The 20,866-nt window shown below is 71.6% G+C and carries 16 protein-coding genes and 1 pseudogene; 9 read left to right on the forward strand and 8 right to left on the reverse strand.

The window, feature by feature from the left end:
• Positions 1 to 13: 13 nt before the first annotated feature.
• The 3 genes from ACZ7EG_RS30520 to ACZ7EG_RS30530 are packed head-to-tail and all read right to left on the reverse strand — an operon-like array spanning position 14 to position 3,836.
• The gene (locus ACZ7EG_RS30520) at positions 14 to 655 is read right to left on the reverse strand and encodes an ABC transporter ATP-binding protein (RefSeq protein WP_471085828.1); all 642 of its coding nucleotides are present in this window, start codon (positions 653 to 655) and stop codon (positions 14 to 16) included.
• Positions 652 to 3,360: a branched-chain amino acid ABC transporter permease/ATP-binding protein gene (locus ACZ7EG_RS30525; RefSeq protein ID WP_471085831.1), complete on the reverse strand. Its 2,709-nt coding sequence runs from the start codon at positions 3,358 to 3,360 to the stop codon at positions 652 to 654. Before ACZ7EG_RS30525 ends, ACZ7EG_RS30520 begins: the two co-directional genes overlap by 4 nt.
• Complete coding sequence (locus ACZ7EG_RS30530) at positions 3,360 to 3,836, reverse strand: hypothetical protein (RefSeq protein ID WP_471085834.1); 477 nt, start codon at positions 3,834 to 3,836, stop codon at positions 3,360 to 3,362. Before ACZ7EG_RS30530 ends, ACZ7EG_RS30525 begins: the two co-directional genes overlap by 1 nt.
• Before the next feature lie 145 nt (positions 3,837 to 3,981).
• On the opposite strand from ACZ7EG_RS30530, the gene ACZ7EG_RS30535 reads away from it, so the two are divergent.
• Genes ACZ7EG_RS30535 through ACZ7EG_RS30545 form a run of 3 tightly spaced genes read left to right on the forward strand, consistent with a single transcriptional unit; the run spans position 3,982 to position 6,885 of the window.
• A complete protein-coding gene (locus tag ACZ7EG_RS30535) occupies positions 3,982 to 4,545 on the forward strand; it encodes an MTB12 C-terminal domain-containing protein (RefSeq protein ID WP_471085836.1) in 564 nt (187 codons plus the stop codon).
• Positions 4,520 to 5,806, forward strand: coding sequence for an ABC transporter substrate-binding protein (locus ACZ7EG_RS30540; protein ID WP_471085839.1), 1,287 nt, complete (start codon positions 4,520 to 4,522; stop codon positions 5,804 to 5,806). The genes ACZ7EG_RS30535 and ACZ7EG_RS30540 overlap by 26 nt, the downstream gene beginning before the upstream one ends.
• 38 nt (positions 5,807 to 5,844) lie before the next feature.
• A complete protein-coding gene (locus tag ACZ7EG_RS30545; protein ID WP_471085842.1) occupies positions 5,845 to 6,885 on the forward strand; it encodes a helix-turn-helix transcriptional regulator in 1,041 nt (346 codons plus the stop codon).
• Here ACZ7EG_RS30545 and ctaD read toward each other — a convergent pair.
• A pseudogene (gene ctaD, locus ACZ7EG_RS30550) lies at positions 6,779 to 8,455 on the reverse strand (aa3-type cytochrome oxidase subunit I); the annotation flags it as partial. The gene ACZ7EG_RS30545 and the pseudogene ctaD overlap by 107 nt on opposite strands.
• 448 nt (positions 8,456 to 8,903) lie before the next feature.
• Between ctaD and ACZ7EG_RS30555 the strand changes: the two are divergent.
• Complete coding sequence (locus ACZ7EG_RS30555) at positions 8,904 to 9,119, forward strand: I78 family peptidase inhibitor (protein WP_388137572.1); 216 nt, start codon at positions 8,904 to 8,906, stop codon at positions 9,117 to 9,119.
• Between the two features lie 77 nt (positions 9,120 to 9,196).
• Here the strand turns inward: ACZ7EG_RS30555 and ACZ7EG_RS30560 are convergent, their stop codons facing one another.
• A complete protein-coding gene (locus tag ACZ7EG_RS30560; RefSeq protein WP_471085845.1) occupies positions 9,197 to 10,189 on the reverse strand; it encodes a phosphatase PAP2 family protein in 993 nt (330 codons plus the stop codon).
• 227 nt (positions 10,190 to 10,416) lie between these two features.
• A complete protein-coding gene (locus ACZ7EG_RS30565) occupies positions 10,417 to 11,604 on the reverse strand; it encodes a mannosyltransferase family protein (protein WP_471085848.1) in 1,188 nt (395 codons plus the stop codon).
• Between the two features lie 263 nt (positions 11,605 to 11,867).
• Between ACZ7EG_RS30565 and ACZ7EG_RS30570 the strand changes: the two genes are divergently transcribed.
• Both ACZ7EG_RS30570 and ACZ7EG_RS30575 read left to right on the forward strand, forming a co-directional pair.
• Positions 11,868 to 13,466 (forward strand): MFS transporter, encoded by a 1,599-nt coding sequence (locus ACZ7EG_RS30570; RefSeq protein WP_471085851.1) that lies wholly within the window; start codon positions 11,868 to 11,870, stop codon positions 13,464 to 13,466.
• Positions 13,467 to 13,577: 111 nt separating this feature from the next.
• Positions 13,578 to 14,768: an acyl-CoA dehydrogenase family protein gene (locus tag ACZ7EG_RS30575; RefSeq protein ID WP_471085854.1), complete on the forward strand. Its 1,191-nt coding sequence runs from the start codon at positions 13,578 to 13,580 to the stop codon at positions 14,766 to 14,768.
• Between the two features lie 49 nt (positions 14,769 to 14,817).
• Here ACZ7EG_RS30575 and ACZ7EG_RS30580 read toward each other — a convergent pair whose 3' ends face one another.
• Positions 14,818 to 15,258 carry a cell division protein SepF gene (locus ACZ7EG_RS30580; protein WP_053672325.1) on the reverse strand — a complete coding sequence of 147 codons (441 nt, stop codon included), beginning with the start codon at positions 15,256 to 15,258 and terminating at the stop codon, positions 14,818 to 14,820.
• A 288-nt stretch (positions 15,259 to 15,546) separates the two neighbouring features.
• Between ACZ7EG_RS30580 and ACZ7EG_RS30585 the strand changes: the two genes are divergently transcribed.
• From ACZ7EG_RS30585 to ACZ7EG_RS30595, 3 genes are all read left to right on the forward strand, one after another.
• Positions 15,547 to 16,809: a DUF5685 family protein gene (locus ACZ7EG_RS30585; RefSeq protein WP_471085857.1), complete on the forward strand. Its 1,263-nt coding sequence runs from the start codon at positions 15,547 to 15,549 to the stop codon at positions 16,807 to 16,809.
• Positions 16,810 to 17,244: 435 nt separating this feature from the next.
• Positions 17,245 to 18,150 carry a S1 family peptidase gene (locus tag ACZ7EG_RS30590; protein WP_031109251.1) on the forward strand — a complete coding sequence of 302 codons (906 nt, stop codon included), beginning with the start codon at positions 17,245 to 17,247 and terminating at the stop codon, positions 18,148 to 18,150.
• A gap of 393 nt (positions 18,151 to 18,543) precedes the next feature.
• A complete protein-coding gene (locus tag ACZ7EG_RS30595; RefSeq protein WP_471085861.1) occupies positions 18,544 to 19,626 on the forward strand; it encodes a S1 family peptidase in 1,083 nt (360 codons plus the stop codon).
• 112 nt (positions 19,627 to 19,738) lie between these two features.
• Here the strand turns inward: ACZ7EG_RS30595 and ACZ7EG_RS30600 are convergent, their stop codons facing one another.
• Positions 19,739 to 20,755 carry an ABC-2 transporter permease gene (locus tag ACZ7EG_RS30600; protein ID WP_471085864.1) on the reverse strand — a complete coding sequence of 339 codons (1,017 nt, stop codon included), beginning with the start codon at positions 20,753 to 20,755 and terminating at the stop codon, positions 19,739 to 19,741.
• Between the last annotated feature and the right edge of the window lie 111 nt (positions 20,756 to 20,866).

Genomic DNA, 20,866 nt, shown 5'->3' on the forward strand with positions numbered 1-20,866 from the left:
CGGGCGTTCCGGGTCAGCCCGCGAGCTCACCCGCCTCCCCGGCGAAGACGACGGCCCCGCGGCGCAGTTCGTAGACGACGGCGGGCCGCTCCCGCAGGGCGGGCGGCATCCGCTGCTCGGCGATCACCACACAGGCGTCGAGCGCGCCCAGCAGCTCGTACGTCCGGGCCGCGACCGGGGGAGACATGCCCTGGGCGGGCTCGTCGACGAGCACCACGCGCGCGCGTGCGAGCAGCGCCCGGGAGAGGGCGAGCATGCGCTGCTCCCCTCCGGAGAGGGTGCCTGCGCGCCGCTCCAGCAGGGGCCGCAGCTGCGGGTAGGCGTCGAGGGCCACGGTGTGGTCGCGGGCGGCGAGTTCGAGGTTCTCGCGCACGGTGAGCGAGCCGAAGACGGCCCGCCGCTCCGGCACCAGGCACAACCCGCGCCGGGCGCGTTCGTAGGCCGGGACGCGGGTCACGTCCGTGTCGTCCCACACCACTGCGCCGCTCGACAGGGGCAGCGTGCCGGCCAGGGCGTTCAGGGCGGTGGTGCGGCCGGAGCCGTTGCGGCCCAGCAGCACGGTGAGGCCCGGGCCGGAGGCGGCGAGGGTGATGCCGTGCAGGGCCTCCAGGGGGCCGTAGCGCACGCGTGCGTGGCGCAGGGAGAGCGTCGTCATCGGCCGGCCCCCGGGTCCAGGGCGTCCAGGACGTGCCCGGGCGGACCGGAGGCAACGATGCGGCCCGCGGTCATCACCTGCACGACGTCGGCGATACCGGCCACCAGGTCCAGGTCGTGCTCGACGACGAGGAGGGCCGTGCCGTCGGCGGCCAGGGCCTTCAGGACCCGGGCCAGGGCGGTCACTTCGGCGGTGTCGAGACCGGCGGCGGGCTCGTCCAGGAGCAGGACGCGGGGGCTGCCCGCGAGGACCCGGGCCAGCTCGACGCGGCGCAGAGTCCCGGTGGGCAGTGAGGCGGCGGGCCGTGCCCGTACGGGCCCGTCGAGCCCGAACAGTCTGAGGGTGCGCTCGACCGCGCCCGGGTCGGCCACCCGGCCCTGCTCGGCGCCCACCCGGACGTTCTCGGCCACGGTCAGCGAGGGGAAGACGGCCAGTTGCTGGAAGGTCCGCGCGACACCGAGCCGGGTGCGGGCGTGGGCGGGCAGCGCGGTGATGTCCCGCCCGGCGAGCCGCACCGTCCCGCGCCCCGGGCGCAGCGTCCCGGCCAGACAGTGGAACAGGGTGCTCTTCCCCGCCCCGTTGGGCCCCACGACAGCGGTGATCCGGCCGGGGGAGAGGCTCAGGTCCACCCCGTCGAGAGCGGTGAAGCCGCCATAGCGGACGTGGAGGTCCCGGGCGGTGAGGAGGGGCGCGGCGGCGGGGGCCGTGGCCATCGGGCGGCGTTGCGGACGGCCCTGGCTGTATCGGCGCTCGCCCCGACCGACAGATCCCCCCGCGCCCGCGTCCTTCGCCCTGAGCACCAGGCCCGTCGCCCCCGTCGGCACCGGTGCCCGCCGCGCCGGCTGCGGTTCCGCCGGGTGCAGCCGCGCGCGGGCCCGCATGCCCGCCTCCGTCAGCGCCGGGTTACGGCGCGGCCGCAGGCGTTCCGCCGTTGTGCGCAGGGCCTCGTACGGGCCGCCCGGGAAGCGCCCCACCAGGATCGCCAGGATGCCGACGAGGGCCGCCGCGACCCCGCCACGGCTGCCCGCGTCCAGCCCGACCAGGAGGGCCGCGGCGGCGAGGGCGCCGAGCGTGCTGTCGGCGCCCAGCACCACCACCGCCGCGAACCACAGCAGGCCCCGCACCGGGTCGTAGGCGCCCGCGTCGAAGGCACGCAGCCCCATGCCGAGCATGGCGCCGCCCAGCGCGGCCAGCGCGGCGCCCGCGACGAACGCCAGCAGCTTCAGGGACGGCACCCGGACGCCCGCCGCCTGCGCGCCCCGCTCGTGGTCCCGCATGGCGGCGAGGGCCCGGCCCGTCCGCCCCCGGCGCAGCGCGTGCGTCGCCAGCAGCGCGACCGCCAGCAGGAGCAGCTCCAGGACGTAGTACGCCCGGTCCCCGTCGAAGCCCGCCGGGCGGCCGAGCGTGAGGCCCGCCGTGGCGTACGGCTGGGCGAACACGAAGCGGCTCACCCCCACTCCGACCGCGAACGTCGCCAGCGCCAGGGCCAGGCCCCGGCGGCCGATCGCCGGCCGGCCCGTCAGCAGGCCGAGCGGCGCCACCAGCCCGACCGCCACCGCGAGGGCCGCCAGTTCCGGCAGGCGGGGCAGGCCCGGGAAGCGGCCCGACGCCAGCAGCGCCGTGAACAGGGCGCCCAGCCCCGCGTACGCGGACTGCCCCAGGGAGATCTGGCCGCCGCGTCCGGTGACCACCACCAGGGACAGCAGGATCACGGCCAGCGCCGGCACCTGGACCGAGGTGTGCAGGTCCCGGCCCGCGAGACCCAGCGGCAGCAGGAACAGCACCAGCACCACGATCCAGGCGCCCGGCGGGGTCGGCACGCGCGCCGTGGCCGTGCGCGGCAGCGCGTCCCGCTCCCCGATGCCCGGCAGCACCAGCGCCGCGACCAGCAGCGCGACGACGAACAGGTTCGTGCCGACCGCCTGGGGCAGTGGTTCGGCCCAGCCCGACGGATGCAGCCGCGTCAGCTGGCTCTGCGCCACCCCGATGCCCAGGGCCACCACCACCGCGACCGGCAGGCTCCGCATGCGCGCGGCCACCGCGACCGCCACGACCTCCATCACGAGCAGCGAGAGACCGTACGGGTCGAGCCGCACGTACGGCGCCAGCAGCACACCCGTCAGCCCTGCCGTGAACGAACCGAACGCCCAGCCGGTGGCCGCGACCCGGTCCGCGTCGATACCGCCCAGCACGGCGAGCCGCCGGTCGTCCACCACCGCCCGCAGCTCCCGCCCGAACCGCGTCCGGCGGACCACCGCCGCGACTCCCGCGGCCAGCACCAGCACCACCGCCAGCTGCCCCCACGGCTCGTCCGGCACCAGCACCGGCGCGTCGTCCCGTGCCCCTTGCCCCCACAGCAGCGCCGCGCCGCCCACCAGCAGGACGAACACCCCGATGGACGCCACCAGCGTCTGCGCAGGATCACCGCCCAGGACCGCCAGGGGCCGGAAGACGAACCGTTCCAGGACCACCCCCAAGCCCGGCGCCAGCACCAGCAGCGTCACCGCGGCCCCGAGCCACAGCGGCCAGCCCCACTCGACCACGCACTGCCGCAGCACGTACGCGCACACCATGGCGATCGCGCCGTGCGCGAAGTTGAGCACCCCGGTCGCGCGGTACGTCACGATCAGGCCGATCCCGGTGAGCGCCGCGGCGCTGCCCACCGAGAGCCCGGCGAGCGTGAGGTCGTACGTCAGCGACGACATCAGTCGGCTTCTTCGGCCGGCTCGCAGATCGGGCAGGCGTCCAGCTCACCGCTCGCCACCAGCTTGGAGTCCACCGGGACCGCCTCCGTCCTGCCGGCGACCAGCGGGCAGTCGGCGCGGTGCCACAGTGTGCCGCCCGGCACCATCAGCAGGTCGCCGCTGACCGCGAGGGGCGCGAGCGCCGCCCGGCCGGTCTCCTCAGTCCCGGCCGGCTCGGCCGCCACCAGCAGGCCGTACAGCTCCTCCACCCGCGCGGCGGCGACCGAACCCCTGCCCTGGGCCAGCAGCACCGCCCCGGCGATGATCAGCGCCGCCCCGGGGATCGTGCAGGAGGCGAGGTAGGGCAGCTGCCGTTCGGCGTAGCGCTCGCCTGAGACTCCGTACCAGCCCACGGCGCACAGCACCGCGCCGGCGGCCAGGGCGGCCCAGCCGGCCCACAGGACGGGATGCACGGTCCGCAGTCGGCTGGTCCGCATCGCTGGCTCCCACACGTCGGATTCGGCTGTGCGTGCGTCGGGCTGCCTGTTCAAGTCGGCCGATCGCTTGCACTATGCCCTGTGGAAGCTGACCCTGAAAGCACCGGCCGCACATGGCCCGGACCGACACCCGGTGGTGAGCCAGATGGTTCTCGGCAGCGACCTCAGGCGGGGGAACGCGACAGGGGGTCCACGCACCGCGGGACGGGGCACGGCGATCACCGCCGCCCTGGTCCTGGCCCTCGCACCGGCCCTCGCGGCATGCAGCGACGACAGCGGCGGCGGCAGCGAGTCCACGCCTCCCACCCCGACCGCGGAGCGGACCACGAGTGCGCCGGCCAGTGCACCGGCGGACCGGGCCGCGGCGGAGGCGGAGGTCAGGCAGAACTGGGAGAAGTTCTTCGATCCGAAGACCTCGACCGAGGAGAAGCAGGCCATCCTGGAGAACGGCGACCGGATGGGGCCGGTTCTCCAGGCCTTCAGCGGTGACGAGCGCGGCGGACAGGTCCAGGCGAAGGTCACCAAGGTCGAGTTCACCTCGGCGACCGAGGCGGACGTGACATACACGCTCACCCTGAAGGGCGCCACCGCTCTGCCGAACGCCTCGGGGACAGCCGTCGAGGAGGAGGGCACCTGGAAGGTGTCCGTCAAGGCGCTGTGCTCGCTGGTGCAGATGAGCGGCAATGGGTCGCCGGTTCCGGGTTGCTGAGATCCTCGTCGCGGTCCTGCTGCTCGCCCTGAGCGCTGCCTGCGGCAGCCGGCTCCCGGAGAGCGACTTCGAGCACGACGACCGCACCCCCGCGCCCCGCGACGCCGCACCCCTGCGGGTCGGCATCGTCACCAGCGCCACCAGCCCCGTCGGCGGCAGCGCCTTCACCGGCCCGCGCGACGGCGCGGTGGCCTTCTTCGAGCGGCTCAACGCGCGCGGCGGCATCGACGGGCGCCGGGTCGAGGTACGCCGTTGCGACGACGGCGGCAGCGGAGTCGGCAACAACGAGTGCGTGCACAAGCTCGTCGAGGAGGACGAGGTCGTCGCCCTGGTCGCCACCACCGCGCTCGACTACGCGGGCGCCTCCCGCGTCGCACGCGCGCGCGTGCCCGACATCGGCGGCCAGCCCATCGGCGCCGCCTACGACACCTACCCGCACCTCTACGGCATCTACGGCAGCCTCGCGCCCCGCGACGGCACCCCCGGCTGGGACGGCATGCTGTACGGCGGCACCGAGGTCTACCGCTACTTCGCACGCGAACACGGCGCCCGCACCGCCGCCGTCGTCTCCTACAACCAGTCCGCCTCGGCCGCCTACGCCCGGCTGGTCGAGCGGGGCCTGCGCGCCGAGGGCTACAAGGTCGTCACCGAGCAGGTCGACTTCGCCCTGCCCAACTTCCGCGCCGTCGCCGCCGATCTGAAGGAGCAGGGCGTCGACCTGGTGTTCGACGCCATCGACGGGCACGGCAACGCGCGGCTCTGCCAGGCCATGGACGAAGCCGGCGCCGATGTCACCGCCAAGGTGACCAATGTGCAGAACTGGACGTCCACCGTCACCGACGACTACAAGGACGCCCCGCGCTGCCGCAACGCCCTCTGGGCGACGGGCGCCAGCCGCAACTTCGACGACACCGGCCACCCGGCCGTACGGGAGTTCCGCGAGGCGACGAGGGAGCTGACGGCGCACTCCCAGTGGCAGCTGGAGGGGTGGGCGGCCGCGCGGTGGTTCACCGACGCCGCGACGTCCTGCGCGGCGACGGGGATCACGCGCGCGTGCGTCGACTCGTTCATGGACCGCAGCCAGGGATACACCGCCGGTGGGCTGCTGCTCCCCGTCCGCTTCGACCGCCTGCCCGAGCCTCCGAAGACCAGCCGGACCTGCCTGTCGGTGGCCCGCTGGCAGGACGGCAAGGGGTGGGTGGGGCAGGGGGACATGAACCGCACCTGCTTCACCGTCCCGCAACTGGCCTACGCGCCTTGAGGACAGTGCCTGTCCGCAAGGCCTGACAGACTCGCCCCATGTTGGAGACCTCGGCCCGCCTGCTGCGTCTGCTGTCCCTGCTCCAGGCCCACCGCGAGTGGTCCGGCGCCGACCTGGCCGGCCGGCTCGGCGTCAGCGCCCGCACCCTGCGCCGGGACGTCGACCGGCTGCGCGAACTCGGCTACCCGGTCAACGCCAGCCCCGGCACCGGCGGCGGCTACCAGCTGGGCGCCGGCGCCGAACTGCCGCCGCTGCTCCTGGACGACGACGAGGCCGTCGCCGTGGCGGTCGGACTGCGCACGGCCGCCGGACAGGGCATCGACGGCATCGGGGAGACCTCGGTCCGGGCCCTCGCCAAGCTGGAACAGGTGCTCCCGAACCGGCTGCGCCGCCGCGTGGGAGCCCTGAACGCCGTCACCGTGCCGATGCTGCGCAGCACGCTGCCCTCCTCGGTCGACCCGGCCGTGCTCACCGAACTCGCCCATCTGTGCCGGGACGCCGAGCGGCTGCGCTTCGAGTACCGCGGTCACGACGGCACCCCCTCCCGCCGCACCGTCGAACCGCACCGGCTGGTGTGCACCGAACGCCGCTGGTACCTGGTCGCCTGGGACCTCGACCGGGACGACTGGCGCACGTTCCGCGTGGACCGTGTCACGCCCAGGCCGCCGCACGGCCCGCGCTTCGCTCCCCGCGAGCCCCCCGCGGAGGACCTCGCCGCCTACGTCTCCCAGGGCGTCTCCACGCGCGCGTACGCCACCCACGCCGTCGTGCGGCTCCTGGTACCCCTGGAGGAGGCCACCGAGCACATCTCGCCCTCGGCCGGCGTGCTGGAGGCCGAAGGCCCCGACAGCTGCCTGCTGCGCTGCGGCGCCGGCAGCCTCGACGTGATGGTCATCCACGTCGTCATGCTGGGCTTCGAGTTCGAGGTGCTGGAGCCCGACGGGCTGATCGAGGCGATCAGGAGGACCCGGGACCGGCTTGATGGCGCTCTGGCTCGGGCTGCGCAGTCACCGCCGCGTACTCAGGATGGTGCAGGTCGAACGCCGGAGACTCGGAGCGGATCCGGGGCAGCGTCGTGAAGTTGTGCCGCGGCGGCGGACACGAGGTCGCCCACTCCAGGGAGCGGCCGTAGCCCCAGGGGTCGTCGACCTCGACCTTCTCGCCGTACTTGGCGGTCTTCCACGCGTTGTAGAGGAACGGCAGCGTCGACATGCCGAGCAGGAACGCGCCGATCGTCGACACCGTGTTGAGCGCCGTGAACCCGTCCGCGGCGAGGTAGTCGGCGTACCGGCGGGGCATGCCCTCGGCGCCCAGCCAGTGCTGCACCAGGAACGTGGTGTGGAAGCCGACGAACAGCGTCCAGAACTGGATCTTGCCGAGCCGTTCGTCGAGCATCTTCCCGGTGAACTTCGGCCACCAGAAGTAGAAGCCAGCGAAGATCGCGAAGACGACCGTGCCGAAGACGACGTAGTGGAAGTGCGCGACCACGAAGTACGTGTCCGTCACGTGGAAGTCCATCGGCGGCGACGCGAGGATCACCCCGGTCAGCCCGCCGAACAGGAACGTCACCAGGAACCCCGTCGCCCACAGCATCGGCGTCTCGAACGACAGCGAGCCCTTGAGCATGGTGCCGGCCCAGTTGAAGAACTTCACACCCGTCGGCACCGCGATCAGGAAGCTCATGAAGGAGAAGAACGGCAGCAGCACCGCTCCCGTGGCGAACATGTGGTGCGCCCACACGATCATCGACAGGCCGGTGATCGCCATCGTCGCGCCGACCAGCGTCAGATAGCCGAACAACGGCTTGCGGCTGAAGACCGGGATGATCTCCGTGATGATGCCGAAGAACGGCAGCGCGATGATGTACACCTCGGGATGGCCGAAGAACCAGAACAGGTGCTGCCACAGGATCGCGCCGCCGTTGGCCGCGTCGAAGACCTGCGCACCGAACCGCCGGTCCGCCTCCAGCACCAGCAGCGCCGCCGCCAGCACCGGGAACGCCATCAGGATCAGGATCGACGTGAACAGGGTGTTCCACACGAAGATCGGCATCCGGAACATCGTCATGCCCGGGGCGCGCATCCCGATGATCGTGGTGATGAAGTTGACCGCGCCGAGGATCGTGCCGAAGCCCGACAGGGCGAGCCCCATGATCCACAGATCGGGCCCGACACCCGGCGAACGCTCCGCGCTGTTGAGCGGGGCGTAGGCGAACCAGCCGAAGTCGGCGGGCCCGGAGGGCACGAGCAGCGAGCCGAGCACGATCAGCCCGCCGAACAGGAACAGCCAGTACGAGAACATGTTCAGCCGCGGGAAGGCGACATCGGGCGCGCCGATCTGCAGCGGCATCAGCTCGTTCGCGAAGCCCGCGAAGCTCGGCGTCGCGAACAGCAGCAGCATGATCGTGCCGTGCATCGTGAACGCCTGGTTGAACTGTTCGTTGTCGATGATCTGCAGGCCCGGCCGGGCGAGCTCGGCGCGCATCAGCAGGGCCATCACCCCGGCGATCAGGAAGAACCCGAACGACGTGACCAGGTAGAGATGGCCGATCTTCTTGTGGTCCGTCGTCGTCAGCCAGTCGACCACCACCCGTCCGTGCCGTGTGCGCGGCTCGGGCGGCGTCACCGCCTGTACGGTCTGCGTCCCCATCGCTCGCTCGCCCCTTCGCTCATCGCGTACCGGGCCCGCCGTAGCCCGCGCCTCACGTGCCCGCGAGCTCACGCCATGATGCTCGCGCCGTCGTGCGCTCCGACAGGGGGCGTACCGGCCTCTTCGTGCCGGAGCCATGCATTTCCTGTATCGCGCCGACTTCACCGGGCCGGTCCGGCAGCGGAAAGGAACGGAGCTCGGAAGGCGCTTCTCCCGGCACTTTCCGCCGGGCTTTTCCATGAGCTCATGGGACACGCGGTAATGACGATCGAATGCCTGCGGAAGGCGTACGGAACCGCTCGTCCGTGTGACGGACAGCTCCCGAAACCCCTGTCGTGATCTTGTGACAGAAGCGTGACGGGAGGCGGACAGTGACCGGCCGCGACCCGGATCCGCGTGGTCGCCGCCCGGACTTCCGTGGTCGCCGGGCAGGACATAGCGTGGCGGCATGGCACCGACTCCGACACCTTCCGCGGAACCCGACGACAGCCCGGACACCTATGTCGGCCTGGAGGCCGACCGGGCCGAACGCCTCGCGCGTGAGCGCGGCTGGCCGACGGTCCGCGCGCTGCCACCGGGGGCGATCATCACGATGGAGTACCGCGTGGGCCGGCTGAACTTCGAGGTCAAGGGCGGCCGGGTGGCGCGGGCCTGGAAGGGCTGAGATCCGGCGAAGGCCCCGGTTCCGTTCCGGAACCGGGGCCTTCGCCATGCCGTGCGGGGAGGCGTACCGGCCGGTGGTCAGCCGCCCGTCACGGGCCGGGCCGACGAGGCGGAACCGCGCGGGTGGCGCTCGGCGTGCGGCGGGCGGCGGCTGCCGGCCGGGGTGACCGGCGAGCGCTCCGAGCGGACCGAGTGCGGGCCCGGCGCCAGATGGACCGGGGCCCGCGACGAGCGGGCCGCGACGTCGTCACGGTCGGGCAAGGGCGTGACCACGACGGGCGGCGCGCCGACCGGGACTGCCGAGGTACGGGCCCTGCGAGCTCGCAGACGGTCGCGCAGGTCGAAGATCGCGTCCTCGGCGCGGGCGATCAGCGGCTCGAACCACGGCAGCCCGAGCAGGATCAGCAGACCCGCGGTCCAGCCGAGGAGCACGTCGCTCAGCCAGTGCGTACCGAGGTAGACGGTGGCCATCCCGACACCGAGCGAGGTCACCGCGGACACGGCGGACAGCCAGCGCTGCGCTCTCGCGCTGGACGCCAGGTAGGCCAGGATTCCCCAGGTCACCACGGCATTGGCGGTGTGACCGCTCGGAAATATATCGCCGCCGAGCCACATCTCGTTCGCGCCGATGGTGGTCGCGTAGTGCGGCCCCAGACGGCCCATGCCGTACTTGGCGGCGCCGACCGTGATGTTCAGCAGCAGCAGCGACACGCCGAGTGCGAGCAGGGGCCGCAGGGTGTGCTGCCGCCAGGAGCGCCAGCCCAGCCAGGCCGCGACCATCACGGCGGTCGGGCCGCGCTGTCCGAGGACCACGTAGTAGTCGACGAACCAGTGGATCTCCGACCACTGCTGGTAGGGGCGGAAGAACATGACCTGCCAGTCCAGCCGGACCAGCCAGGACGTGATCACCACGGCCCACACGATCGCGCCGTAGAAGGCAAGGGTCGCCGCGAAGAGCACGATGCGGTGCCTGCTCATCTTCGGCACATCGATGTGGGCCGGTCGTTCCGGCTCACGGTCCAGCCGGGCGAAGACCCGGTCCAGACGGGTGAGCTTCGGTTCGGTACGCACCCAATCGACGTTACAGCGAGTGAGCTGAGATCCCGGGCGAATCAACGGCTTTGTGATGACGATGTGATGTGGGATTCCTCTCAGGAGGAGGTTTATTTCCAGTGATTCTGCAATGGTCGGGCGCTGTGGCCTTCAATTCCTTTGATCGTTTCGGATGGGGGTTTTATTGCGCTTTTGAATTCGTTCACCGGGGCATGGCGCCGAATTCCCCTCTCGCTCACAGCGGGTCAGGGTGGACCGGAACCGTTCAGCCAGAACGCCCCGTACACCGCGGAAGCCACCGCCACGCACCCCAGAACCGCCGCTGACCTGCCCAAACGCGCCTTGGCCAAGGCCAGGGCGAGAGGCAGCAGCAGGGGGAAGGCGGGCAGCAGCAGCCGAGGTTTCGAGCCGAAGTAGCTCGACGCGCACAGGGCGAGCGCGGTCACGACCCCCGTGTAGACCAGCAACGGCAGCGGCTGGCGCTGACGTACTCCGGTCACATACAGCCAGACGACTGACGCGACCCCGAGGATCAGCCCCACGCCGGCCAGGATCGCCGGGAACGACGCGAACTTCTCGGCGACGAACCGGGCGAAGGCGTACCCGCCGTCGAAGCCGTTGCGCCATCCGGCCTGAACGTCCAGATATCCCAGCGGACCCCTGCCCGTGCGGTGCCCGACCCAGAGCACGTAGCCGGCGGTGCCGAGGGGAGCCAGCAGCATGGCGAGAACGCGCCGGGTCCGGGCCCTGCGGTCGGCCGGGGCGCCCGTGACGTCAGGACCGGACGTGCGGCGCTCCCGCACGAAGGCGGCCGCCGCCGTCACCCACACCGCCGCCGCCACGGCCAGGCCCACCGGGCGGGTCAGTCCCGCGAGCAGGGCCAGCGTGCCCGCCGTCACCCACCGGCCGGTCAGCACCGCGTACAGCGACCAGGCCGCGAGCGCCGTGAACAGGGACTCGCTGTACGCCATCGACTGCACGATCCCGACCGGCAGGACGGCCCACAGCAACACCGCGCACACGCCCGCCCGGCGGCCGTACACATGGTCCGCCACCGCGAAGATCCCCCACGCCGCCGCGAGCGAGGCGAGCAGGCTGACGAGGAAGCCCCCGTCCGCGTACGACAGCGGCGAGCCCGCCGCCACCAGCCGCTCCAGCCAGGGCAGCAGCGGGAAGAACGCCAGGTTCGAGTGCACGTCCCCGTTCGGCAGCCGTACCTCGTAGCCGTAACCGAGCTCGGCGACCCTGACGTACCAGAGTGCGTCCCAGCGGGCGGTCAACAGCGTGTACGCGCTCTTGTCCCGCGCCTCGCTCCACAGGAACAGGGCGAGCAGGCCCAGGGCGCGGACGGCCGCGTACCCGGCGAGCGCCGGGGCCGCCCGGCGCAGCGCCCCGGCGCGGGACGGGGCCGCACGCGTCTCAAGATCGGTCACGCGCCCGATTATCGACCCGGGCCGGAACCACCCGGCCGGCCAGGGCGTCGACGACACGGGAGGAAGTGGCGTATGCCACATCCATCCGCCGGAGGTGTGAGAGGTCCGCCACTGGTCTCCGCCGGGGACTCGCGTACGCTGACGTGTCACTCGCTTTTCGTTTGCGCCGGCCGGATACCGCCGCTCCTCTCCGGCCGAGTCGCGGGGGCGTCCCCCACCCCGCGAGCCCGCCGATCGCGAGGGAACATCTGGGAGGTACGTACATGTCCGGGACGACCACGGCCGCCGCTGCGCTGCGCCGTCGGGCGGCCGGGGCCGGTGCCAACCGCTGGGTGGTCCTCGTCGTCCTCTGCGTCAGCCTGCTGCTGGTCGCCGTCGACGCCACCGTGCTGCACGTGGCGGTTCCCGCCGTCACCGAGGACCTGAAGCCCGGCGGGATGGAGCTGCTCTGGATCGTCGACGTCTACCCGCTGGTCTGCGCCTCGCTGCTGATCCTGTTCGGCACGCTGGGCGACCGCATCGGCCGCCGGAGAGTCCTGCTCCTCGGATACGCGCTGTTCGGCGTCGCCTCCGGCCTCGCGGCCCTGGCCGACAGCGCCCACGTCCTGATCGTGGCGCGGGCGCTGCTCGGCGTGGGCGGCGCGATGATCATGCCCGCAACCCTGTCGATCCTGCGGCAGGTCTTTCCGGACCGGCGGGAGCGGGCACTCGCGATCGGCATCTGGAGTGCGGTGGCCGCGGTGGGCGCGGCCGTCGGGCCGCTGCTCGGTGGCTTCCTGCTGGAGCACTTCTGGTGGGGCTCGGTGTTCCTCGTCAACATACCGTTGATGCTGGTCAGCCTCCCGGTGGGCCGACTGCTGCTGCCCGAGTCGAAGGGGGACGGCAAGGGCCCCTGGGACGTGGTCGGTGCGCTGATGGCGGCGGCCGGGCTGTTCGGTGTCGTGCTGGGCGTGAAGCGGCTCGGCAGCGGGGGGTCGGTGGGCAGCCTGCTCACCGTGCTGCCCTTGGTGGTGGGCGCCGCGCTCATGGTCGGTTTCGTGCGGCGGCAGCGCCGGCGGAGGTATCCGCTGGTGGACCTCAAGATGTTCGCGCGGCCGGCGTTCAGCACGTCCGTCGGGTGCATCGTGCTGGCGATGCTCGCGCTGGTGGGTCTGGAACTGATCGCGGCGCAGTATCTGCAGCTGGTGCTCGGTCTGTCGCCGCTGGAGACCGGGCTGCGGCTGCTGCCGCTGACGTTCGCGGCGATGGCGGCCGGGCTGGCCGGGGCGCGGATGCTGCGGCGGTTCGGGCCGCGCAGGATGGTGTGTGCCGGGTTCTGCCTCACGGCGCTCGCCGTGGTGCTGCTGACGGCGCTGGGGCGGACGGACGACTGTGCGCTGATGCTGAGCGGGTTCGTGCTGCTGGGCTTCGGACTGGAGACGACGCTGTTCGGGGCGTACGAGTCGATGCTGAGCGAGGCGCCGCAGGAGCAGGCCGGTGGGGCGGCGGCCATCGGGGAGACGTCGTACCAGCTCGGGGCGGGCATCGGGATCGCGCTGCTCGGCACGGTGATGAACGCGGCGTACGCGCCCGGGCTGTCGGGCGTGCCCGGGGTTCCGGCGTCGGCGTCCGCGTCCGCGGGGCATTCGCTGGGGGAGGCGTACGAGGTTGCCGCGCAGCTGGGCGGGTCCGCCGGTGCCGCTCTGCGGCATGCGGCCCGGGACGCGTTCGTGCACGGGCTGCATGTGACGCTGCTGGTGAGCGCGGGGTTGTTGCTGCTGGGCGCGGCGATGGCGCTGCGGTTGCCGCGGGTGATGCAGTGTGAGCCGGAGAAGGTGGAGCTGCCCGCTCCCAGGGACGCGGACTCACGCGTCTCGGTGTGAGGGCCCTCCGCGTTCCCTCTTTGTGGGCAGCCATGGGTGGTGCGTGGGTGGGCCGACGTCGTAGCGTCTTGATTAGCAGTGCTAGTTAAAGAGCTTCGGAGGGTGTCGATCATGTCCGGTTCGTCCAAGCTGCCTCCCTTCGATCCCGGCGATCCGCTCGGCCTGGACGACCTGCTGGAGCCCGAGGACCTCGGGATCAGGGACACCGTGCGGGCCTGGGCCGCGGACCGGGTGCTGCCCTATGTCGCCGAGTGGTACGAGAAGGGGGAGCTGCCGGGGATCCGGGAGCTGGCCAGGGAACTCGGCGGCATCGGAGCCCTCGGGATGTCCTTGGACGGGTACGGGTGTGCCGGTGCGTCCGCCGTGCAGTACGGGCTCGCCTGCCTGGAGCTGGAGGCCGCCGACTCCGGCATCCGCTCCCTCGTCTCCGTGCAGGGCTCCCTGGCCATGTACGCGATCCACCGCTTCGGCAGCGAGGAGCAGAAGCAGCAGTGGCTGCCGCGTATGGCCGCCGGCGAGGTCATCGGCTGCTTCGGGCTCACCGAGCCCGACCACGGCTCCGACCCCGCCGCCATGCGGACGCACGCCAAGCGCGACGGCTCCGACTGGATTCTCAACGGCCGCAAGATGTGGATCACCAACGGGTCGGTCGCCGGTGTCGCCGTCGTATGGGCGCAGACCGAGGAGGGGATCCGCGGGTTCGCGGTGCCCACCGACAGCGGCGGGTTCTCCGCCCCCGAGATCAAGCACAAGTGGTCCCTCAGGGCCTCCGTCACCAGCGAGCTCGTGCTCGACGACGTGCGGCTGCCCGCCGACGCCGTCCTCCCGGAGGTCACCGGCCTGCGCGGGCCCCTCAGCTGTCTGTCGCACGCCCGGTACGGAATCGTCTGGGGTGCCATGGGCGCGGCCCGTGCCAGTTTCGAGGCCGCGGTCGACTACGCGAAGTCCCGGGAGCAGTTCGGACGGCCCATCGGCGGCTTCCAGCTCACCCAGGCCAAACTCGCCGACATGGCGGTCGAACTGCACAAGGGGATTCTGCTGGCCCATCATCTGGGGCGGCGTATGGATGCCGGCCGCCTGCGTCCCGAGCAGGTCAGCTTCGGCAAGCTCAACAACGTCCGGGAGGCGATCGAGATCTGCCGCACGGCCCGGACGATTCTCGGGGCCAACGGGATCTCGCTCGAATATCCCGTGATGCGGCACGCGACCAACCTCGAGTCGGTGCTCACGTATGAGGGCACCGTCGAGATGCACCAGCTCGTGCTGGGCAAGGCGCTCACCGGACTCGATGCCTTCCGGTAGGCCGGTCCGGTAACCCTGCGCGGGGGCAGGGCCGGTGAGCGGCCCTGCCTCAGCTCTGGTTGAAGAAGCCGTCCGTGCGGTGTCCGGCCGGGTCGCCGTTGACGATCTCCGTGTGGGCCGGGGTCAGCAGGAACACGCGGGTCGAGACTCTCTCGATCGAACCGCGCAGGCCGAAGATCAGCCCGGCCGCGAAATCCACCACGCGCTTGGCGTCGGAGGCCTCCATGGCCGTGAGGTTCATGATGACCGGCACACCCTCGCGGAACAGTTCGCCGATGGCGCGTGCGTCCCGGAAGCTGTCCGGGGTCACCGTGCCGATGCGGCGGCCCTTCTCCTCGGCGACGTCCGAGGCCACCTTGACGCGCGGATCGGTGACCCAGGCTTCCCCGGGCTCGTTTCCGTCGGAGTAGTCGTCGTCGTCGTAGTAACGCTCGTCTTCGTTGTCGTCGACGAGGCCAAGCCAGGCACTTGCCTTGCGTACCGATCCCATGGACGCCTCCTCTCACAGCGGTCTTTCTGCTTTCCGCATCCCTATGGTCGTCCATGATGCGGATGGCGCGCCAAGTGGATAGACGCCGCACGGGGGGTTTGTGACGGTACTGGTGCACAGCGATTCCGTCGAGAGTCCGTGTGTCCCAAGGGCCGTTTCCCAAACGGCTGCTGACTGTGAGTGAAATATGATTCTTCCCGGCGTACGGGTGATGGCCGGGGCGTACGGGTGAATGCCGCGGCGATACGATGCCGCAGCTCAGCGTCGTCACGAGTTCGGGGGAGCGTTGTGTTCGGAATCGTCAGGCCTTGCAGACACCGGCTCGGAGACAGGCTCGCCGACCAGTGGATGGCGCATTTGTGCGGGCTCTGCCTCGCTCTGCGCGGTGATCACGGGCAGTTCGCCCGGATAGTCACGAGTTATGACGGGCTGCTTCTCTCGGTTTTGACAGAGGCTCAGACGGAGAGCGGGGGCGGGGCCGCCGGTCGGCGTACGGCCGGCCCGTGCCCGCTGCGCGGCATGCGCACCGCCTCCGTCGCGGACGGCGAGGGAGCCCGGCTCGCGGCGGCCGTTTCCCTGGTGCTGGCCTCGGCGAAGGTGCGTGATCACGTCACAGACGGTGACGGGCTGTTGGCCCGCAGGCCGGTGGCGCGCGCCGCGCGCCGGGTCGCCGCGAGCTGGGACACCGCCGGTGCCCGGACCGGCACCGCTGTGGGATTCGACACCTCGCTCCTGGTCGACGCGGTGGACCGGCAGGTCGGGATCGAGCTACTGGCCGGGCCCGGGACACCGATCCTGACGGTCACCGAGCCGACCGAAACCGCCACCGCCGCCGCCTTCGCGCACACGGCGGTCCTCGCCGGCCGGCCGCACAACGCCGGACCGCTCTCCGAGGCCGGGCGGCTCTTCGGACGCCTCGCCCACCTGCTGGACGCCGTGGAAGACCTGCACACTGACGCCGCGTCAGGCACCTGGAACCCGATCGCTGCGACCGGCACCTCCCTGGCGGAGGCCAGACGGCTCGCCGACGACGCGGTGCAAGGGGTGCGGCTCGCGCTGCGCGACGCCGAGTTCACCGACGCGCAGCTCGTGCATCTGCTGCTCGTGCACGAACTGCGGCGCTCGGTGGACCGGGCGTTCGGCACGGTGCCGGTGTGCGCCTCCCACCAGGGCGGCGGGCCCTACGGACCGCAGGGGCCCTACGGACCGCAGGGGACCCACGGACAGCAGCCGCCGGGGCCCTACGGCTCCCCGCAGCACCCGTACGCGGGCGGTGGCGGGAACCCGTACGCCGGCGGCGGCGGGGCGTACGGCGGGGACGGTTTCGGCGGCGGTTTCGGCGGCGGTCTCGGTGGGGGCGCTCCGGTGCCGCAGCCGCCCCGCCGGCGCGGATTCTGGGCCGGCTGCGGGATGTTCTGGCTGCTGTGCTGCACCTGCAAGCTGTGCTGTGCCAAGGAGTACGAGGGGCCGTGGTCCCGTAAGAAGCGCGAGGGCGTCTGCCGGGACTGCGACTGCGACGGGTGCGACTGCTGCTGCCCCTGCGACGGCTGACCTGCCCCGTGCGGCAGGGTCGTCCGTACGACGACGGACGCGTCCGAGGACCGGCAGTGGTGGCACGAGCGGCGTGTCGCGACGGTCTCGGCGCCGTACGGGCCGCTCGCGCTCATCGGCACGCTCCCCCAGTGCCCGAATGGCGCCCGGGGGCACCCCCAGGCTCAAGGATCATCCGGACGGTCGACTTCCTGACCTGGTGTGAGGTGCGGCCGGAGGGGGTGAAAGGCGGCCGCGGCGCTGCTTCGTGAAGATCCATCAAAGGCGGGAGTCCGAAAGGCACTCTTGCGCCGACCGGCCGTTCGGCCGAATACTCCCCCTCAGCGCTTGTCAGGGGCACGGCGTGTTCGGAATCCGGACGGCCGGTCCCAGGCTGCGCCTCACGGGCCCGAAACCCCACGAGGGCCCCCTACTTCCTTTGTGGAGGAACGAAAAGTGAGGATCAAGCGCACCACCCCCCGCAGTGGCATTTCGAGACGGACCCGGCTGATCGCCGTTTCCACCGGCCTCGTTGCCGCCGCAGCGATCGCGATCCCCAGCGCGAACGCGTCCGACGCCCCCACCACCTTCAGCGCCGCCGAGCTCAAGAGCGCCAGCGGCTCGTTGCTGAAGGCCGACATCCCGGGTACCGCCTGGGCCGTCGACAGCAAGACCAACCGCGTGCTCCTGACCGTGGACAGCACGGTCACGCAGGCCGAGATAGCGAAGATCAAGCAGCAGGCCGGCGGCAACGCCGACGCGCTCACGATCAAGCGCACCCCGGGCAAGTTCAACAAGCTCATCCAGGGCGGCGACGCCATCTATGCGAGTAGCTGGCGCTGCTCCCTCGGCTTCAACGTCCGTGCCAGCAACGGCACCGAGTACTTCCTGACCGCCGGTCACTGCACCGACGGCGCGGGCACCTGGTACTCCAACTCCGGCCGCACCACGGTCATCGGCTCGACCGCCGGCTCCAGCTTCCCGGGCAACGACTACGGCCTCGTGCGCTACAGCGGGTCCGTCAGCCGCCCCGGCACCGCGAACGGCGTGGACATCACGCGTGCGGCCACCCCGAGCGTGGGCACCACCGTCATCCGCGACGGCTCCACGACCGGTACGCACAGCGGCCGTGTCACCGCCCTCAACGCCACCGTCAACTACGGCGGCGGGGACATCGTCTCCGGCCTGATCCAGACCACCGTCTGCGCCGAGCCCGGTGACTCCGGCGGTTCGCTCTACGGCAGCAACGGCACGGCGTACGGTCTGACCTCGGGCGGCAGCGGCAACTGCTCGTCCGGTGGCACGACGTTCTTCCAGCCCGTCACGGAGGCCCTGAGCGCCTACGGCGTCAGCGTCTACTAGGCCCCCGGCGGCAGTTCGCGGCACTCTCTTCGCAGCACTTCTCGTAGCCCCCGCGCGCATCGCGTGCGGGGGCTTCGTGCTGGGCGCGGGCCCCTCCGGGCTTCCCTTCGAACCGGCTTTCGAAGGGGCGAAATTCAGCCACGTGTAGACGTCACAGAGTGGGCACACATTACTCGCGCGTAATGTTTGCACTGTGAACGCACGGGAGTTGGGTCCGATTTGATCGTGGACGGTCAAAATGCGGGGGCGTGCGAAGCGCTGTCTACGCGCGTCTAGAACTCACCCTTGTGTGCTCCCCGCCGTCCTCGGAATAGTGGGCGCTCGTCAACGAAGCCTTCCGGCTCGTGAGGTCCCCACAACCTCTCGTGCCGACCCCCCACAGGAGGACGAAAGTTGAAGCACCGACGCATACCCAAGCGGCGTGCAGCCGTGGCAGGTGCGGGCATCACCGCGCTGGTCGCCGCGGGAGTGACGTTCCAGACCGCGAACGCCAGTGAGACCCCTGAGGCCTCCGCACCCCGGACCCTGTCGGTCACCGCGGCCGGAAAGCTCGCCTCCTCGCTGACCGAGGATCTGGGCGGCGACGCGGCCGGGACGTACTACGACACCAAGAGCAAGAGCCTCGTGGTGAACGTGCTCGACGAGAGTGCCGCGCATGCCGTCGAGAAGGCCGGCGCCAAGGCGAGAGTCGTGGCGAACTCCCTCGCCGAACTCAAGAGCGCCCGCAGCACGCTGAAGCAGGACGCGACGATCCCCGGTACCGCCTGGGTCACCGACCCGACGACGAACAAGGTCGTCGTGACCGCCGACCGCACGGTCTCCAAGGCCGAGTGGGCGACGCTGACGAAGGTCGTGGACGGGCTCGGGGCGAAGGCCGAACTCAAGCGGTCCAAGGGGGAGTACAAGCCCTTCATCGCCGGTGGCGACGCGATCACCGGGGGCAGCGGGCGCTGCTCGCTCGGCTTCAACGTGGTCAAGGGCGGCGAACCGTTCTTCCTGACCGCCGGTCACTGCACCGAGGGCATCTCCACCTGGTCGGACTCCAGCGGCAAGGAGCTCGGCACCAACGCGGACTCCAGCTTCCCGGACAACGACTACGGGCTGGTCAAGTACACCGCAGAGGTTGACCACCCGAGTGAGGTGAACCTGTACAACGGGTCCACCCAGAAGATCTCGGGCGCCGCTGAGGCGACTGTCGGCATGGCGGTCACCCGGAGCGGGTCGACCACGCAGGTGCACGACGGCAAGGTCACGGGGCTGGACGCCACCGTGAACTACGGCAACGGCGACATCGTGAACGGGCTGATCCAGACCGACGTGTGCGCGGAGCCGGGTGACAGTGGCGGGTCGCTGTTCTCGGGTGACAAGGCGGTCGGGCTCACGTCCGGCGGCAGCGGTGACTGCACCTCGGGCGGGGAGACGTTCTTCCAGCCGGTGACCGAGGCGCTGTCGGCGACCGGGACGCAGATCGGCTGATACGTGAGCGTGTGAAGTCCCGCCCCTTGTGCGAGGGGCGGGACTTTCGCCTGTCGTTTCGTCGTGTGCGGCTTCCGTTCGGCGTCGCGTGCCGTTTCGTCGTGTGCGGCTTCTACTGTGCTGCCTTCGCGCGCTTTCGTACTGCCGCCGCCGCCATGGTGATCGCGGTTCCCGCCACTGCCCACGCCGCCAGTACGAGGAGGGGGCCGGTCATCGCGTGGTTGTCGAAGTAGGCGATGGAGCGCGTCGACCAGGTGCCGGCGCCGGGCGGCAGGGCCGGGCCGATCGCCTTCCAGAAGGCGGGGAGGAGGGGCGGGGGCAGGGCGCCGCCCGCGCTGGGGTTGCCGAGGACGACCACCAGCAGGATGACCAGGCCGATGCCGATCGTGCCGAAGACGCCCTGGAGGGCGAGGGTGGCCGCGCCCACGGCGAAGATGATCAGGGCGCCCAGACCCCAGAGGGCCGCGGCGCTGCCCGGCAGGGCGTCCAGGATCGGGCCGGTGATGAGGGCTCCGCCGAGACCGCCGATGATCGCGACCAGGGCCATGACCGCAAGGCGGATCGCGGCGCGGGTGGGGTTGGAGGGTTTGGCCCCGGCGCTGATGGCGAGGGCCGCGGCGCCCAGGTAGCCGCCGACGCACCAGCCGATCACCAGGTAGAAGGACGAGAGCCCGTTGGGGTCGTGGGGCGCGGACGGGATCACGTCGATGGTCCGGAGGGTGCGCCGCTCGGACTTCTCCAGGGTGGTGACGAGGGCCGTCAGCGTGGTGGAGAGGACCCTGCCGCCGCCGGAGGCGACCAGGAGGGTGTCGGTGCCGCCCCGGGGGTCGATGATCAGGGCCGCGTCGATGTCGCGGTGGGCGAGCTGGGTACGGGCCGCTGCCGCGTTCGGCAGTGCGCGGGGGTCCAGGGGGGAGCCGGGGAGCTGTTCCAGTCGGCCGACCGCCTGGCCGGCTGCGGCCTGCGGGGCGACCACGCCGAAGGGCACGTCCTTGGGCTTCGGGTCGTGCAGTGCTCCCACGTACGAGGCGATGAACAGCAGCTGGAGCGCGATCACGCCGACGATGAGCAGGGTGGCCCGCGGCGTGACGGCGTCTCGCACCTCGGCGAGGAACGAGCTGTGCGGCATGCCTCCACGGTCGGGGGGTTCGGGGTGTTTCCGCAGGTGGGGCGGGGCCGAACGGATGTCGCACATACATTCGAGGATGGGGGTATGGTGGGGGTGAGGTAGCTGGGAACA

The sequence above is a fragment of the Streptomyces sp. NPDC037100 genome, assembly GCF_055606225.1.